Raw genomic sequence first — 15231 nt, 5'->3', positions numbered from 1 at the left:
GCTGCAATAGCAGAAGAACGGCTAGCATGACCGGGAACGACAAAGCTTCAAGTCCGCCGACTGTCGCGGAGCGCGGCTCTTCTGCGGCCATTGCGGTCGATCACCTCGTCAAGGTCTACAAGCAGACCCGCGCCGTCGACGATATCTCCTTTTCGCTGCCGCGTGGCAGCATCACCGGGCTCCTGGGCGGCAACGGCGCCGGCAAGACCACGACCATCGCGATGATCATGGGCCTGGTGCTGCCGACCTCCGGCCGCGTGCAGGTGCTCGGGCATCGGATGCCGGAGGAGAGCGCGGCGGTGCTGGGGCGGATGAATTTCGAGAGCCCCTATGTCGACATGCCGATGCGCCTCACGGTGCGGCAGAACCTCACCGTGTTCGGCAAGCTCTATGCGGTGAAGAACGTCTCCGATCGCATCGCCAGGCTGGCCGACGAGCTTGATCTCACCGAGTTCATCGACCGCGCCAACGGCAAGCTCTCCGCCGGGCAGAAGACCCGCGTCGCGCTGGCGAAGGCGCTGATCAACCAGCCCGAGCTGCTGCTGCTGGACGAGCCCACCGCCTCGCTCGACCCGGATACGGCCGACTGGGTGCGGGCGCATATGGAGCGCTATCGCAAGGAGAACAACGCCACCATCCTTCTGGCCTCGCACAACATGCTCGAGGTCGAGCGGCTCTGCGACCGCGTCATCATCATGAAGCGCGGCCGCATCGAGGACGACGACACGCCGGAGGCCATCATGGCGCGCTACAACCGCACCACGCTGGAGGAGGTGTTCCTGGACGTCGCGCGCGGGCGGGTGAACGGTGCGAAGGAGGCGGCAAGGTGAGAGAGTCTCTGAGTGACCGCCGTAGCCCGGATGGAGCCCCGTCATTCCGGGGCGCGCGGAGCGCGAGCCCGGAATCCATAACCACAGGCGACGGTTATGGAGCGAGACTGGTAACCCCGAGTCTTCGTCAAATTCATTCCTGTGGTTATGGATCCTCAGATGCGCAATTGCGCATCATAGCTCGCGACTATGTCGCGCCGCGGGATGACAGGCTCCATCCGGGCCAAGGGTTGCCGCGATGACCGAGCTCTCCCTCCACCGCGGCATTTCCATCCATCGCATCGGCGCGATGATCCTGCGCTACTGGTATCTGTTGATGTCGTCCTGGCCGCGGCTGCTCGAGCTGCTTTATTGGCCTGCGCTCCAGGTCATCACCTGGGGCTTTCTCCAGCTCTACATCGCCGAGAACGCCAATTTCTTCGCGCGTGCCGGCGGCACGCTGATCGGCGCCGTCATCCTCTGGGACATCCTGTTCCGCGGCCAGCTCGGCTTTTCCATCTCGTTCCTGGAGGAGATGTGGGCGCGCAACATCGGCAACCTCATGATGAGCCCCTTGAAGCCGATCGAGTTTCTGCTGTCGCTGATGATCATGAGCATGATCCGGCTCGCGATCGGCGTCATCCCGATGACGCTGCTCGCGCTGTTCCTGTTTCACTTCAACGTCTACGCCCTCGGCCTGCCGCTGATCGCGTTCTTCTGCAATCTGATTTTCACGAGCTGGGCGGTCGGCATCTTCGTCTCGGGGCTGGTGCTGCGAAACGGCCTCGGCGCCGAGAGCATCGTCTGGACCCTGATGTTCGCGGTCATGCCGCTCGCCTGCGTCTACTATCCCGCCAGCGTGCTGCCGGCATGGCTGCAATACGTCGCCTGGTCGCTGCCGCCGACCTACGTGTTCGAGGGAATGCGGGCGCTCCTGATCGAGCAAACCTTCAGGACCGATCTGATGTTGCGTGCGTTGGCCATCAATGCGGTGCTGCTGGTTGCATCTTTTGGGGCATTCCTTGCCCTTTTGCGGAGCGCCAAGAAGCACGGCTCGCTGCTCTCGAGCGGTGAATAATCTCACTTTCCCGTGGATTCAGGCTGATTTAGCCGTTCCGGCTACGTAGATGTACGGAACCATGCATTGACGCAATATTACGCATTCGGCAGTATGTTGCGATGCGAAGAGGAATATAGCGATGCCTATTGGTGAGTTCGGCGGCGCGCCGCCCCTGGCGGCCGAGGGCAGTCCGGTCCTGACGACGCCGATGTACTGGATGTACGAGATGGCGCAGGCCTCTCTCAATCCGGCGCGTGCGGTCACCGACGCGACCAAGCTCCTGTTTCAGAATCCCCTCAATCCGTGGGCGCGCACCGAGGTCGGCAAGTCCGTCGCCGCGGCCTGCGAATTGTTCGAACGCACCACGCGCCGTTACGGCAAGCCGGAATGGGGTCTCAACGACACCGAGGTCAACGGCATCCGCGTCCCCGTCGAGGTCCGCTCGGTCTGGGAAAAGCCGTTCTGCAACCTGCTCTACTTCGATCGCAAGTTCGCCCGTCCCTTGCGCAGCCCGCAGCCGCGCGTGCTGATCGTGGCGCCGATGTCCGGCCACTACGCGACGCTGCTGCGCGGCACGGTCGAGGCTTTCCTGCCGGCGCATGAGGTCTACATCACCGACTGGGCCGACGCCCGCATGGTGCCCCTGAGCGAAGGCCGATTCGATCTCGACGACTACATCGACTACGTCATCGAGATGCTGCACGTCCTTGGCGGCAACACCCATGTCATGGCGGTGTGCCAGCCCTCCGTTCCCGTCGTTGCCGCCGTCTCGATCATGGAAGCGCGGCGCGACCCCTTCGTGCCGACCTCGATGACGCTGATGGGCGGCCCGATCGACACCCGCCGCAACCCGACGGGCGTGAACAAGCTCGCCCAGGAGCGCGGCATCGACTGGTTCCGCAACACCGTCATCACCAAGGTGCCGTTCCCGCATCCGGGCATGATGCGCGACGTCTATCCGGGCTTCCTGCAGCTCAACGGGTTCATCAGCATGAACCTCGACCGGCATATGGACGCCCACAAGCGCCTGTTTGCCAATCTGGTGAAGGGCGACGGCGACCTCGTCGACAAGCATCGCGACTTCTACGACGAATATCTCGCGGTGATGGATCTCTCCGCCGAGTATTATCTGCAGACGGTCGACACCGTGTTCGTGAAGCACTCGCTGCCGAAGGGCGAGATGACCCATCGCGGAACACGCGTCGACCCCTCGAAGGTCACGCGCGTGGCGCTGATGACGGTCGAAGGCGAGAACGACGACATCTCCGGGCTCGGTCAGACCGAAGCAACACACACATTGTGCAGCTCGATCCCCGATCACCGCCGCGTTCATTACGTCCAGAAGGGCGTCGGGCATTACGGCGTGTTCAACGGCTCGCGCTTCAAGTCGGAAATCGTGCCGCGCATCCATGACTTCATGGTCTCGGCTGCGAATCCGAGCTCGTTGCAGGCTCTTGCAGCCGAATAGAGCGTTTTCGAGCGAAGTGGCGACCGGTTCGCGTAAAGAAAACGCGTCAAAATAGGAATCCAGAGCCGTTCCGATCCATCGGAACGGCTCTGGGCGCGTTTTTCGGCTTTCCCGCTGAAAATCGACGCCCTGCCGGCGGTTCCAGCAGGGGCTGGTTCCCTCCAGATTCGCGGTATTTAGGTAGCCTTATAGGAGTGAGTCCCACCTCAGCCCTTGGGGGTGCCGCATGCGTCCAGCGGGGGCGAAAAAACCGGGTTCCAACCCCAGTCTGTAGGGTCTCCCGGACGCTAGACCGCTGTATATTGGGCAAATGATTTGTTTTTGCGCCGAGCGCTTTCCCTGGCGGCGGTTATGGCAGAATCCGGGCGCCCTCCTGCCCCCCGGACTGACAGACATGGCCACTCGCGCACTCCTCTATCGACGGCCCCACGAGCCGAAGACCCTGGTCATCACCCATGGATCGCAGTTTTTTGCGATTCGATTGCGCCGGCACCGCCGCGCGCGCCGCTACACGCTCAGAATTCATCCGAGCGATCGCGAAGCCATCCTCACCATCCCGCCGCGCGGCACGCTGGCCGAAGCCAAGGACTTCGCGCAGCGTCACGGCGCGTGGATCGCTGCACGTCTTGGTCGTTTGCCGAAGGCTGCGCCGTTCCAACCCGGCACAGTGATACCGCTACGCGGCAACCCCCATCGTATCGTTCATCGTGCCGGCACGCGCGGCACGGTCTGGACGGAAGTGCGCGACAGCGGTGAACGCATTCTCTGCGTCGCCGGCGGGGTCGAGCATGTCGACCGCCGCATCAGCGACTTCCTCAAGCGCGAGGCGCGCCACGATCTCCAGCGCTCGGCGGAGGCCTATGCCGTCGAGCTCGGCGTCAGGGTCAAGCGCCTCTCGATCCGCGATCAGTCCAGCCGTTGGGGCTCCTGCACCTCGGCCGGCTCGCTGTCGTTCTCCTGGCGCCTGATCCTCGCGCCGCCCTACGTGCTCGACTACCTCGCCGCGCACGAGGTCGCCCATCTCGTCGAGATGAACCACTCGGCGCGATTCTGGCGCGTCTGCGGAAAGGCCTGCCCGTCGATGGAGCGCGCCAAGAAGTGGCTCGATACGCACGGCAACGACCTGCACCGCTATGGGGTCGAGGATTAGGGCGGGCCGAGGATTAGGCCTCGCTGCTAGCCATCTTGGAAAGTGTCATCGCCCGCGAAAGCGGGCGATCCAGTATTCCAGAGGCAGTTTATTGTTATGCCGAGAGGCCGCGGCGTACTGGATTCCCCGCCTTCGCGGGGAATGACAGCCGGAGAATACGTCCGGCCGATCGATCTCAAACGCTCTAAAACGCGAACGCCTCGACGGCTCGTTGTTCGGCGTCAGCCGGGATGAGTTTGCTTGATGTGCTTTGACAAAATTCGTCGCCCGGATGCCGCGCGTCCTCAAACCATCTCTCAGGTCAGGCGCTGATATCTGCGCTTGTCCCCGACTGCGCGCGTGTAGCGAGATAGGACGATTGCAGTTGCGCTGCGGCCTTCTGGCCCTCGGCCAGCATCGCCTGGAAGGCCGCGTCGAGTTGATCGCGACTATAGTTCGCAGAACTGCTTTGACGCGGTGTCCATTGCGATTGCGTGATCGCGGTGGACGCCTTTTCAACGGTGCCGCCAAGCTGCTTGGCGTAATTGTCGGCTCGCCATTGCGCCAAATCGGGTCCACTCAGACCGGGAGGATCCTCGAGCTTGCCGATCTTTGCGGCCGCCGCGTTGGTCATCGTCGAGGACCCGCCATTGTACAGAGTGGCCACCACCTTGCCGTCAACCTTCACCTGGGCATAGGTGTTCTCAGGCGCATCGTCCGAGACGGCCGGTTGAGTCGCGTTCGCGCCGTGGGTCATCAGCCAATTCGTTGCCATCAGGTCGCGCAGGACCGGGTTATCCGCCACCGAGATCGGCTTGGCGCCTTGCAGCGGCTTGAATTTCGACACGTCAATTCCGGGTGCGCTGGTCGCTGCGTCGGCCGGCACCTCCGAGAGGCCACCTGACGTTGGGTTTGAATTGGACGTTGATGCGGGACGCAGATAGCTCGATGCCGGGTTGGACAAGCCTGAAATCATGGAACGCTCCTTCCCACTAAACCCGAGTTGTCGGAACTCAACCTAAGAGAGCAAATCCCGGACCGATTGCGGAGGCTTGAAGACACTGGTGTTTTGGCGTTCGGCAACTTCCCGGCGTCGGTAAATCTTGCCGCCATAGGCAGGACTTGCCTTTGGGAACCGCGGACTGTGGCATCGCGCGAATGAGTTCGAATGCGTGCATTGCAGCTGCATTCGGTCCACTGAATCGTCAAATGCAATGCGGCCGCCACGCCTTGCGCGATGGCGACCGAATGCTCCGACGCGCCAATGAGTTCGCGAGCTTCACCGCGCATCGCGCCGGAAATCACCGGCTACTGTGCATGGGGTTGTTTTCGCGTTTTTTGTTTTGAGGCCCCGTGGACCTCAGCTCGAAGCTACCGATTTCCGCCGAACAGCCGGTCCATCAGCCAGCCGTCGAGGCCTGCTGCGGCTTCCGGCCGCACATTGGCGCGCGTCGGAGGCGGGCGATAGCCGCCACTGCTCGCCGGTGCCGGCCCGGGCGCTGTCGTTGCCGTCGGCGGCGATACCTGCGATGCCGCCTGCGCGAGGTTCGAGAGGCCCCAGGTCGCTTGCGAGTTTGGCAAGACGGCCACCGGCACGCCCTCGTGCGCCGTGCGCATGAAGCGCGACCAGACTTCGACGGGCAGGCCGCCGCCGGTCGCCTTCTTGGTCGGCGAGTTGTCGTCATTGCCGAGCCAGACGCCGGTGACGAGGTTGGCGGTGTAGCCGATGAACCAGGCGTCGCGGTAATCCTGGCTGGTGCCGGTCTTGCCGGCCGCCGGCCAGCCGGGGATCTCCGCCTTCTTGGCGGTGCCTGATATCAGCGTCTCCCGCATCATCGTGTTCATCATGCCGACATAGCGGGGGTCGATGACCGGGTTGCGCTCCTCGGGCTGACGCATGTAGAGCAGCTTGCCACCGAGCGTCCTGATCCGCGTGACGACATGCGGCGCCACCGCGAAGCCGCCATTGGCGAAGGGGGCATAGGCGCCGACCAGCTCGACGACCGAGACTTCGGAGGTGCCGAGCGCGATCGAGGCATTGGGCTCGAGCTTCGAGGAGATGCCGAGCCGATGCGCGGTGCGCACCACGTTCTTCGGCCCGACCTCGAGACCGAGGCGGATGGCGACGGTGTTGAGCGACATCGCCAGCGCCTGCGTCAGCGTCACTCCGCCGAAATATTCATGGGTGTAGTTCTCGGGTTTCCAGCCCTTGACCTCGATCGGAGCGTCCTGGCGCACCGTGTCCGGCGTCAGCCCCTGCTCGAGTGCGGTCAGGTACACGAACGGCTTGAACGAGGAGCCCGGCTGGCGCTTCGCGGTGACCGCGCGGTTGTACTGGCTGTCGGAATAGTTCCGCCCGCCGACCATGGCGCGTACCGCGCCGTCGGGCGTCATCGCCACCAGCGCGCCCTGGCTGACATTGAACTTGACGCTCTTGGCCGCGAGCTCGTCGATGATGGCGGCTTCCGCCACGCTCTGAAGCTTCGGATCGATCGTGGTCTCGACCTTGATGCTCTCGTCGATCTGGCCGACCAGATCGTCCAGCACCTCGCCGATCCAGTCGGCGACGTAGTTGACTGTGCCGGCGCCGGCCGGCTTCACGTTGTAGGAGGGGTGACCGATCGAGGCCTGCGCCTGCGCGTCGGTGATGAACTTGGCATCCGCCATCGCCGCGAGCACGATCTGCGCGCGCGCTTCCGCGCCTTCCGGATTGCGGTTCGGCGCCAGCCGCGACGGCGATTTGACGAGGCCGGCCAGCATCGCGGCTTCGGCGACGGTGACGTTCTTCGCCGACTTGCCGAAATATTTCTGGGCCGCGGCCTCGACGCCATAGGCGCCCGAGCCGAAATAGACGCGGTTGAGATAGAGCTCCAGAATCTCGTTCTTGGAATGCTTGCGCTCCAGCCAGATCGCGAGCTCCGCCTCCTGCAGCTTGCGGGCCATGGTCCGCTCCTGGGTCAGGAACAGGTTCTTCGCGAGCTGCTGCGTCAAGGTCGAGCCGCCCTGCGAGACGCCGCGATGGAGCACGTTGGTGACGAGGGCCCGCAGGATGCCTACGGGATCGATACCGAAATGCGAGTAGAAGCGGCGGTCCTCGATGGCGATGAAGGCCTTCGGCAGATAGGGCGGCAGCTCCTGCAGCGAGACATTGGCGCCGGCCATCTCGCCGCGCTGCGCCAGCATGCTGCCGTCGATGCCGACGATCTGGATCGTCGGCGGCCGCTTGGGAATCTCCAGCGACTGGATCGGCGGCAGATGGGCGCCGACATAGATCACGACGCCGATCACGGCGATCATGCCCCACAGGCCGAGCACCGCACCCCAATAGACGAGGCGGCCGAGGCCGAAGCCTCCGCCCGATTTCGACCGGCGCTTGGCGCCGCTGCGGCCGGCTTGTGCCTTCCGCTCGCGCGGCGGCTCGTCGCCGGCATCCTCGCTCTTGCGCCTTGCGGATGGTTTCGTTGATTTTTTCGGCTTGTCCTCGCCGCCGGGGACGCGGTCGGCCGCGGTCAGGCGCAGATCGGCGAGCGCAGCAGGCAAACCGAACAACGGCTCCTTCCGCCTACCCTTTTTCTTTCCCCACGCCATACGCAAAACGCCCGGTCAGCCCGCCCCACCGCACGCTACCGGTCGCTGTTTAAGGCCCGGTTACCCAGAGCTTAACGCGCGATTAGGAGGTGCGGCATTCGCTTGCCGCAGTTCCGCTCGCCGGGCGGCAGAGCTAGGATCGCCCGCATAAGACAAGAGGGAACCGGCATGGGCCATATCGATCCGAGCAAGGAGATTTTTGCGCAGTTCCGGGACAACGATCGCCCCGGCCCGATCCACATGCTCAATCTGGTGCGTTTGCGCGAAGAGGCGGCCTATCCCGACGGACGCAAGGCGAGCGGCGCGGAAGCCTATGCGGCCTACGGCCGCGAGAGCGGCCCGGTGTTCGAGCGCCTCGGCGGCCGCATCGTCTGGCAGGGCAAATTCGAGCTGATGCTGATCGGCCCGCAAGAGGAGCGCTGGGACCATTGCTTCATCGCCGAATATCCAAGCGTCGCCGCCTTCGTGGAGATGATCCGCGATCCCGTCTATCGCGAAGCGGTGAAGCATCGGCAGGCCGCGGTGGAGGATTCACGGCTGATCCGCCACGCGGTGCTGCCGGTGGGCAAGAATTTTGGGGAGATACCTTCTTAAGTCGTAGGGTGGGCAAAGCGCCGGGGTGCGCGAATGCGCATCCCGGCGTGTGCCCACCACCTTCGTCGCGATCGTGGAGAGATGGTGGGCACGACGCTTGCGCGTCTTTGCCCACCCTACGACGTACGCCTTCGCCGCCTAACCCGCCGGGCCGTTGTCCTCGATGATCGGGCCGAACAGCTCCCAACGCTCGCCGTTGAACCTCATCATCTGCATCTGCTTGTTGACGCGATAATCGTTCGGCCCGGTGTTGATCTTGATGCCGGGCAGCGCGAAGCTCGGGGTGAAGTCCTTGATGTTGGCGACCTGCTTCATCACGTTCTCACGCGACAGGTCGTCGCCGCACTGTTTCAGCACCTGCGTCAGCAACTCGGCGACCGAATAAGCATAGGTGTTGACCGTGTTGAGCTTGTCGCCTTCGGGGAAATACTTGTCCATGAAGGCGAAGAACGCTTTCACGCCCGGATCGTCCTTCCACTGCGGGTCGCTCGGCTCCTTGCCGTATTGGGTCGAGATGATGCCCTTGGAGATGTCGAGGCCGGCCGGCTTCAGCGTCGCCGAGATCGGGCTCGCATTGATGTCGAGGATGTGCACCGGATTCCAGCCGAGCTCGGCCACCTTCTTGATTGCCTGCGCCGCGAACTTCGGCGTCGAGGCATCGTAGAAAAGATCGGCGCCGAGCGACTTCAGCTTGACCACCTGCGAGTCGACGGTCGGGTCGGTGACCTCGTAGGACACCTCGCCGACGATCATCTTGGCGGCCTTGTCGCCGAGGCCGCTCTTGAGGCCGGCGAGATAGTCGCGGCCCATGTCGTCGTTCTGGTAGAGCACGCCGATCTTGGCATTGGGGTGATTGGCGAGAATGTACTTGGCGTAGATGCGTCCCTCGGACACGTAATTGGGATTGTAGGCGATGGTCCAGGGATAGTTCTGCGGATCGTTGAAGCGTGCGGCGCCGGTGGAGGCCAGCAGCTGCGGGATCTTCTTGCCGTTGAGATATTTTTGCACGGCGGCGTTCGCGGCCGTGCCGATGATCTGGAAGGTGAACAGCACCTCGTCGCCTTCGACGAGCTTGCGCACCTGCTCGACCGTCTTCGGCGGCGAATAGGCATCGTCATACTGGATCAAATTGATCTTGCGGCCGTTGATGCCGCCCTGATCGTTGATCATCTTGAAATAGGCGGCCTGGGTCTTGCCGATATTGGCGTAGACGGAATAGGCGCCGGAGAACGGCACGGTCTGGCCGATCTTGATCTCGGTGTCGCTCGCGCCGGTGTCATATTTCTTCTGGGCGAGGGCTTGGCTGGCGGAGAGCGCGAAGGCGAGCGCCGCCGTGGCAGCTATGAAGGCTCTGCGATTGTTCATCTTGGTTGTTCCTCCTGACGGAATTTCCGGTCGACGGTCTTTTCCCGTTGATTGCAACGGTCGCCATCGCTGCCGGAGAGTGTGGAGGAAGGTCCGGCGTCGCGCAAGGATCGCGACGCTGCGCTGTAGCGTCTCAGGTCAAGAGAATCAGGTCAGAAGCAGCGCAACCAGCGCGATCGCCGCCGGCAGCGCCTGCACGAGCAGGATGCGGGTGCTGACGGTCGCCGCGCCGTAGGCGCCGGCCACGATCACGCAGAGCAGGAAGAATGCCTTGATCTGGAATGCGAAGGCCGGGTTGCCGTGGACGAGGCCCCAGATCAGGCCGGCGGCGAGGAAGCCGTTATAGAGCCCTTGGTTGGCCGCCAGCACCTTCGTGATCTCGGCCTTTTCAGGCGTATTGCGGAATGTCTTCAAGCCAAGCGGCTTATCCCAGAGAAACATCTCCAGGATCAGGAAGTAGGCGTGCAGTGCGGCGACCAGCGCCACCAGGACATTGGTGATCAGAATCAAGTTGAGCCCCCCAAAGCGTCAGCTTTCGGGTGGACGTTAGCACGGCCGGCATGGCAAGTGCGATGGCGTGTTTCGATGGCCTGGTGTCGCAATGCCCGCTCGATCAACCAAACCGCCTGAACGATTCGGCCTCGATCGCCTGACGACGCCGATCGGGATCGCGCTGCTCGTCACCGATGCCGAGGGCGCCTTGCGTGCGCTCGACTGGGAAGACTACGAGCACCGCATGCGCGAGCTGTTGCGTCTGCACTACGGCGCCGTGGACCTGGTTGATCGGTCCGCGCCGGCGGCGATGAAGACCGCGCTGTCAGCATATTTCGAAGGCGATCTCGGCCAGCTCTCGGGCGTCGCATGGCGCATCGCCGGCACGCCGTTCCAGCAGAAGGTCTGGACTGCGCTCGCAAAGATCCCTGCCGGCACCACGATGAGTTACGGCGCGATGGCTGCAAGGATTGATATGCCAAAAGCCATTCGTGCCGTCGGCCATGCCAACGGCTCCAACCCGATCAGCGTGGTGCTGCCCTGTCACCGCCTGATCGGCGCCGACGGCTCGCTGGTGAAGTACGGCGGTGGGCTGGAGCGCAAGCGCTGGCTGTTGCGGCATGAGGGGGTGGAGGTTTAGGTCTCTCTCCTCGTCATTCCGGGGCGCGCGAAGCGCGAGCCCGGAATGACGGAGGAGGGAGACGGACGCGATCGCCCTCACGCCGCCGGCTGCACCGCCTTGTCGCCGGCCATCACGTGGGTCAGCGCGCTCTTGATTGCGGACTGGCGCGTCGGCGCGTTGATCTGCGCGCCGAGGAGGTCGGTGACGTAGAACACGTCGCGGGCGCGCTCGCCGAAGGTCGCAACATGGGCCGAGGCGATGTTGAGGTTGAGCTTCGAGATCGCGGTGGTCAGCTCGTAGAGCAGGCCGGGGCGGTCGAGGCCGGAGACCTCGATCACCGTGTAGCGGTCGGACCACTGGTTGTTGATGGTCACTTCCGGCTCGATCACGAAAGGCCGCGCCTTGCTGCGCACGGTGCGCCGCGCCACCACTTCGGGCAGACGCAGCTTGCCTTCCAGCACGTCCTCGATCATCTCGCCGATGCGCGTGGCGCGCCGGCCCTCGTCCTCGTCGCGGTCGTATTCCCTGGAGATCGAGATCGTATCGAGCGCGCGGCCGTCGGTCGTGGTGTAGATCTGCGCGTCGACGATGTTGGCGCCGGCCGAGGCGCATGCGCCGGCGATGATCGAGAGCAGCCAGGGATGGTCGGCGGCGAAGATCGTCAGCTCGGTGACGCCGCGCACCTCGTCGAAGCCGACATTGATCGCGAGCTTGTGGCCGGCCTGTTCGCTGGAGCGGACGAAGCGGGCATGGCGGATCTTTCGCGGCAGCTCGACCTTGAGCCAATAGGCGGGATAGTGCCGGCCGATATAGGCATCGAGCTCGTCCGCCGGCCACTCGGCGAAGGCCATGCGGAATTCGGCGTAGGCGGCCGTCAGGCGCTTGCCGCGGTCGACTTCCGAGAAGCCGCCGGTCAGCACCGGTTCGGTTTCATAATAGAGAGAGCGCAGCAGCTGCGCCTTCCAGCCGTTCCACACGCCCGGGCCGACGCCGCGGATATCGGCGGTGGTCAGGATCGTGAGCAATTTCATCTGCTCGACCGACTGCACCACGGCGGCGAAGTTTTCGATGGTCTTGCGGTCGGAGAGGTCGCGCGACTGCGCGACCGTGGACATCGTCAGATGCTCCTCGATCAGCCAGGCCACGAGCTCGGTGTCGGACGCGCTGAAGCCGAGCCGCGGGCACAGCCGGCGCGCCACCTTGGCGCCCGCGATCGAGTGATCCTCGGGCCGTCCCTTGGCGATGTCGTGCAACAGCGTCGTGATGTAGATCACCGCACGGTGCTCGGGCCGGATCTTGCGGAAGAGATCGCTGGCGAGCGTGAACTCCTCGATGCCGCCGCGCTCGATGTCCTGCAGGAAGCCGACGCAGCGGATCAGATGCTCGTCGACGGTGTAGTGATGATACATGTTGAACTGCATCATCGAGACGATCTTGCCGAAGGCGCGGATGAAGTGGCCGAGCACACCGGTCTCGTTCATCCGACGCAGCACGATCTCGGCGTTGTCGGAGGTCAGGATCTCCATGAACAGCCGGTTGGCTTCCGGGTTCTCGCGCAGCTGCGCGTTGATCAGTCCGAGCGAGCGCGTTACGTCGCGCATCGCGTCCGGATGGAAGGCGAGGTTGTTCTTCTGTGCCAGGCGGAAGATCCGGATCAAATTGACCGGATCGTGCTTGAACACGTCGGGCGCGGCGACGTTGATGCGGTTGTTGTCGACGAGGAAGTCGTCGCTGTCGGGGACGCGGCGCTTCGCGGGGGCGGGGCGCAGCCGCGCCATCATCCGGCTCAGCACCGGCGCGGGCTTGGCCTGCTGGTCCTCGAGCTTGGCGCAGAGGATGGCGGTGAGGTTGCCCACTTCCTTGGCGACCAGGAAGTAGTGCTTCATGAAGCGCTCGACGTCCTGCATGCCGGGATGCGAGGTGTAGCCGAGCCGGACCGCGATCTCGCGCTGGAGATCGAAGGAGAGGCGCTCCTCCGCACGGCCGGAGTAGAAGTGCAGATTGCAGCGCACCGACCAGAGGAAGTCGGCGCAGCGGCGGAAGGTGCGGTATTCCTGCGCGTCGAACACGCCGCGCTCGACCAGCTCGTCGGTATCACGGACGCGGTAGACGTATTTGGCGATCCAGAACAGCGTGTGCAGGTCGCGCAGGGCACCCTTGCCGTCCTTGACGTTGGGCTCGACCAGGTAGCGCGACTGGCCGCCGCGGCGGTGGCGCTCCTCGCGCTCGGCGAGCTTTGCGGTGACGAATTCGGACGCCGTGCCCTGCACCACGTCCTTGTCGAAGCGCGCGACCAGTTCGTCATAGAGCGGCTGGTCCCCGGTCAGGAAGCGCGTTTCCAGAATCGCGGTGCGGATGGTCATGTCGCCGCGCGCCTGCCGGATCGATTCATCGACTGAGCGCGTGGCGTGCCCGACCTTCAGCCCCATGTCCCAGAGACAGTAGAGAATGGCTTCGGCCACCTGCTCACCCCAGGCGGTCTGCTTGTAGGGCAGGATGAACAGGAGATCGATGTCGGATTCCGGCGCCATCAGGCCGCGGCCATAGCCGCCGGTCGCGACCACCGCCATGCGCTCAGCGCCGCTCGGGATCGGCGAGCGGTAGAGATGCCGGGTCGCCGCCGAATACAGGATGCGGATGATCTCGTCCTGCACGTGGCACAGCCGCTCGGCGCAGCGCCTTCCGTGACGGTCCTTCAGCAGGATCGCCTGCGCCGCGGCGCGCGCCGCGATCAGCTCGGCCTTGAGCAATTGCGCCATGGCCGTGCGGAACGTGTCCTCACGTCCCTGATGCTTCTCGGCAAGCGCATCGACCGCGGCGGTGATCCGCGCGGTGTCGAAGCGATCGTCCACCTCGGCCTTGTGCTCAGTCGCGACGCTGTCCATGTCTCACCGGATATAAGAGGTGACAGGCGCTGTCACCCGCCATTCTCTGGCAATAGTCGTTCCATGCTGGAAAAGGCCGGCCTCGGGCAAAATCGTTCTCAGCCGAGGGGCTTTCGGGATAGCGATTTTCTCGTTGACCTCTAGAAATAACTCATTGAAAAACAATGAAGTTTTTGAGGAGGCTGGGCATGACCGGGATTACACGACGCATTCTGTTGGCGGGGGCTGTTGCGCTCGCCATGACCCCTGCGGCACGGGCGGCGGATCCGCTCAAGGAAATCCGCATCGACTGGGCGACCTACAATCCGGTGTCGATGGTCCTGAAGCAGAAGGGTCTGCTGGAGAAGGAGTTCGCCAAGGACGGCATCAGCATCATTTGGGTGCAGTCGGCCGGCTCCAACAAGGCGCTCGAATTCCTCAACGCCGGCTCGATCGATTTCGGCTCGACCGCGGGCTCGGCGGCGCTGGTGGCGAAGATCAACGGGAACCCCATCAAGTCGATCTACGTCTATTCGCGTCCCGAATGGACCGCGCTGGTGACATCAAAGGATTCCAAGATCGCGAGCGTTGCCGATCTCAAGGGCAAGCGCGTCGCGGTGACGCGCGGCACCGATCCGCACATCTTCCTGGTGCGCGCGCTGCTCGGTGCAGGCCTGACTGAAAAGGACATCACGCCGGTGCTGCTCCAACACGCCGACGGCAAGACCGCGCTGATCCGCGGCGACGTCGACGCTTGGGCCGGCCTCGATCCGATGATGGCGCAGGCCGAGGTCGAGGAAGGTGCAAAACTGTTCTATCGCAAGGCGGATGCCAACACCTGGGGCATCCTCAATGTGCGTGAGCAGTTCTTGAAGGACTATCCGGACGCCGCCCGTCGCGTGCTCGCGGTCTACGAGGAAGCGCGCAAATATTCGCTGGCCAATTACGATGATCTCAAGAAGACCTTCATCGCCGTGACCAAGCTGCCGGAGGCCGTCGTCGACAAGCAGCTCAAGGAGCGCACCGAGCTCACCCACAGCCGCATCGGCGCGCCCCAGCGCGAGTCGATCCTCGCCGCCGGCCTTGCCCTCCAGCAGGCCGGCGTCGTCGACGCCAAGGTCGACGTGAAGGCGACGCTGGATGCCCTGATCGACGACCAGGTCCCGCTGCCGACGAATTGAGGTGGTCTTACCCTCCCCTGGAGGGGGAGGGTCGATCGCGCGTAGCGCGAGCGGGGTGG

Annotated in this window: 12 protein-coding genes; 7 read left to right on the top strand and 5 right to left on the bottom strand. The window is 64.0% G+C overall.

Annotated features, from left to right (window positions below; all coding sequences use genetic code 11):
* Positions 1-26: 26 nt before the first annotated feature.
* From ACKWRH_RS44930 to ACKWRH_RS44915, 4 genes are all read left to right on the top strand, one after another.
* Positions 27-830, top strand: coding sequence for an ABC transporter ATP-binding protein (locus tag ACKWRH_RS44930; RefSeq protein ID WP_445218769.1), 804 nt, complete (start codon positions 27-29; stop codon positions 828-830).
* A gap of 238 nt (positions 831-1068) precedes the next feature.
* On the top strand, positions 1069-1887 hold the full coding sequence (locus ACKWRH_RS44925; RefSeq protein WP_445218768.1) for an ABC transporter permease: 819 nt from the start codon (positions 1069-1071) through the stop codon (positions 1885-1887).
* A 121-nt stretch (positions 1888-2008) separates the two neighbouring features.
* Positions 2009-3337 (top strand): polyhydroxyalkanoate depolymerase, encoded by a 1329-nt coding sequence (locus ACKWRH_RS44920; protein ID WP_282522554.1) that lies wholly within the window; start codon positions 2009-2011, stop codon positions 3335-3337.
* A 310-nt stretch (positions 3338-3647) separates the two neighbouring features.
* A complete protein-coding gene (locus ACKWRH_RS44915) occupies positions 3648-4487 on the top strand; it encodes a M48 family metallopeptidase (RefSeq protein WP_208083656.1) in 840 nt (279 codons plus the stop codon).
* Between the two features lie 301 nt (positions 4488-4788).
* Here the strand turns inward: ACKWRH_RS44915 and ACKWRH_RS44910 are convergent, their stop codons facing one another.
* Both ACKWRH_RS44910 and ACKWRH_RS44905 read right to left on the bottom strand, forming a co-directional pair.
* Entirely contained in the window at positions 4789-5442 is a 654-nt protein-coding gene (locus ACKWRH_RS44910; protein ID WP_445218767.1) for a hypothetical protein, read from the bottom strand.
* Between the two features lie 395 nt (positions 5443-5837).
* The gene (locus ACKWRH_RS44905; protein WP_445218766.1) at positions 5838-8054 is read right to left on the bottom strand and encodes a transglycosylase domain-containing protein; all 2217 of its coding nucleotides are present in this window, start codon (positions 8052-8054) and stop codon (positions 5838-5840) included.
* A gap of 168 nt (positions 8055-8222) precedes the next feature.
* On the opposite strand from ACKWRH_RS44905, the gene ACKWRH_RS44900 reads away from it, so the two are divergent.
* Positions 8223-8648: a DUF1330 domain-containing protein gene (locus ACKWRH_RS44900; protein ID WP_038954579.1), complete on the top strand. Its 426-nt coding sequence runs from the start codon at positions 8223-8225 to the stop codon at positions 8646-8648.
* A 138-nt stretch (positions 8649-8786) separates the two neighbouring features.
* Here the strand turns inward: ACKWRH_RS44900 and ACKWRH_RS44895 are convergent, their stop codons facing one another.
* Together ACKWRH_RS44895 and ACKWRH_RS44890 are read right to left on the bottom strand one after the other, a co-directional pair.
* Positions 8787-10013, bottom strand: a complete 1227-nt coding sequence (locus ACKWRH_RS44895) for an ABC transporter substrate-binding protein (RefSeq protein ID WP_445218765.1) — start codon at positions 10011-10013, stop codon at positions 8787-8789.
* A gap of 147 nt (positions 10014-10160) precedes the next feature.
* Positions 10161-10517 carry a DUF1304 domain-containing protein gene (locus ACKWRH_RS44890; RefSeq protein WP_247313212.1) on the bottom strand — a complete coding sequence of 119 codons (357 nt, stop codon included), beginning with the start codon at positions 10515-10517 and terminating at the stop codon, positions 10161-10163.
* Between the two features lie 97 nt (positions 10518-10614).
* On the opposite strand from ACKWRH_RS44890, the gene ACKWRH_RS44885 reads away from it, so the two are divergent.
* Entirely contained in the window at positions 10615-11145 is a 531-nt protein-coding gene (locus tag ACKWRH_RS44885) for a methylated-DNA--[protein]-cysteine S-methyltransferase (RefSeq protein ID WP_445218764.1), read from the top strand.
* A gap of 77 nt (positions 11146-11222) precedes the next feature.
* Here the strand turns inward: ACKWRH_RS44885 and ACKWRH_RS44880 are convergent, their stop codons facing one another.
* Positions 11223-14012, bottom strand: coding sequence for a [protein-PII] uridylyltransferase (locus ACKWRH_RS44880; RefSeq protein ID WP_445218763.1), 2790 nt, complete (start codon positions 14010-14012; stop codon positions 11223-11225).
* Between the two features lie 188 nt (positions 14013-14200).
* Here ACKWRH_RS44880 and ACKWRH_RS44875 point away from each other — a divergent pair, with 188 nt between their 5' ends.
* Positions 14201-15172 carry an aliphatic sulfonate ABC transporter substrate-binding protein gene (locus ACKWRH_RS44875; RefSeq protein ID WP_038943838.1) on the top strand — a complete coding sequence of 324 codons (972 nt, stop codon included), beginning with the start codon at positions 14201-14203 and terminating at the stop codon, positions 15170-15172.
* Positions 15173-15231 lie beyond the last annotated feature (59 nt).

The organism is Bradyrhizobium sp. Pa8 (assembly GCF_052588265.1).
The sequence above is the reverse complement of the archived record's forward strand: the minus strand, read 5'-3'. Positions and strand labels throughout refer to the sequence as shown.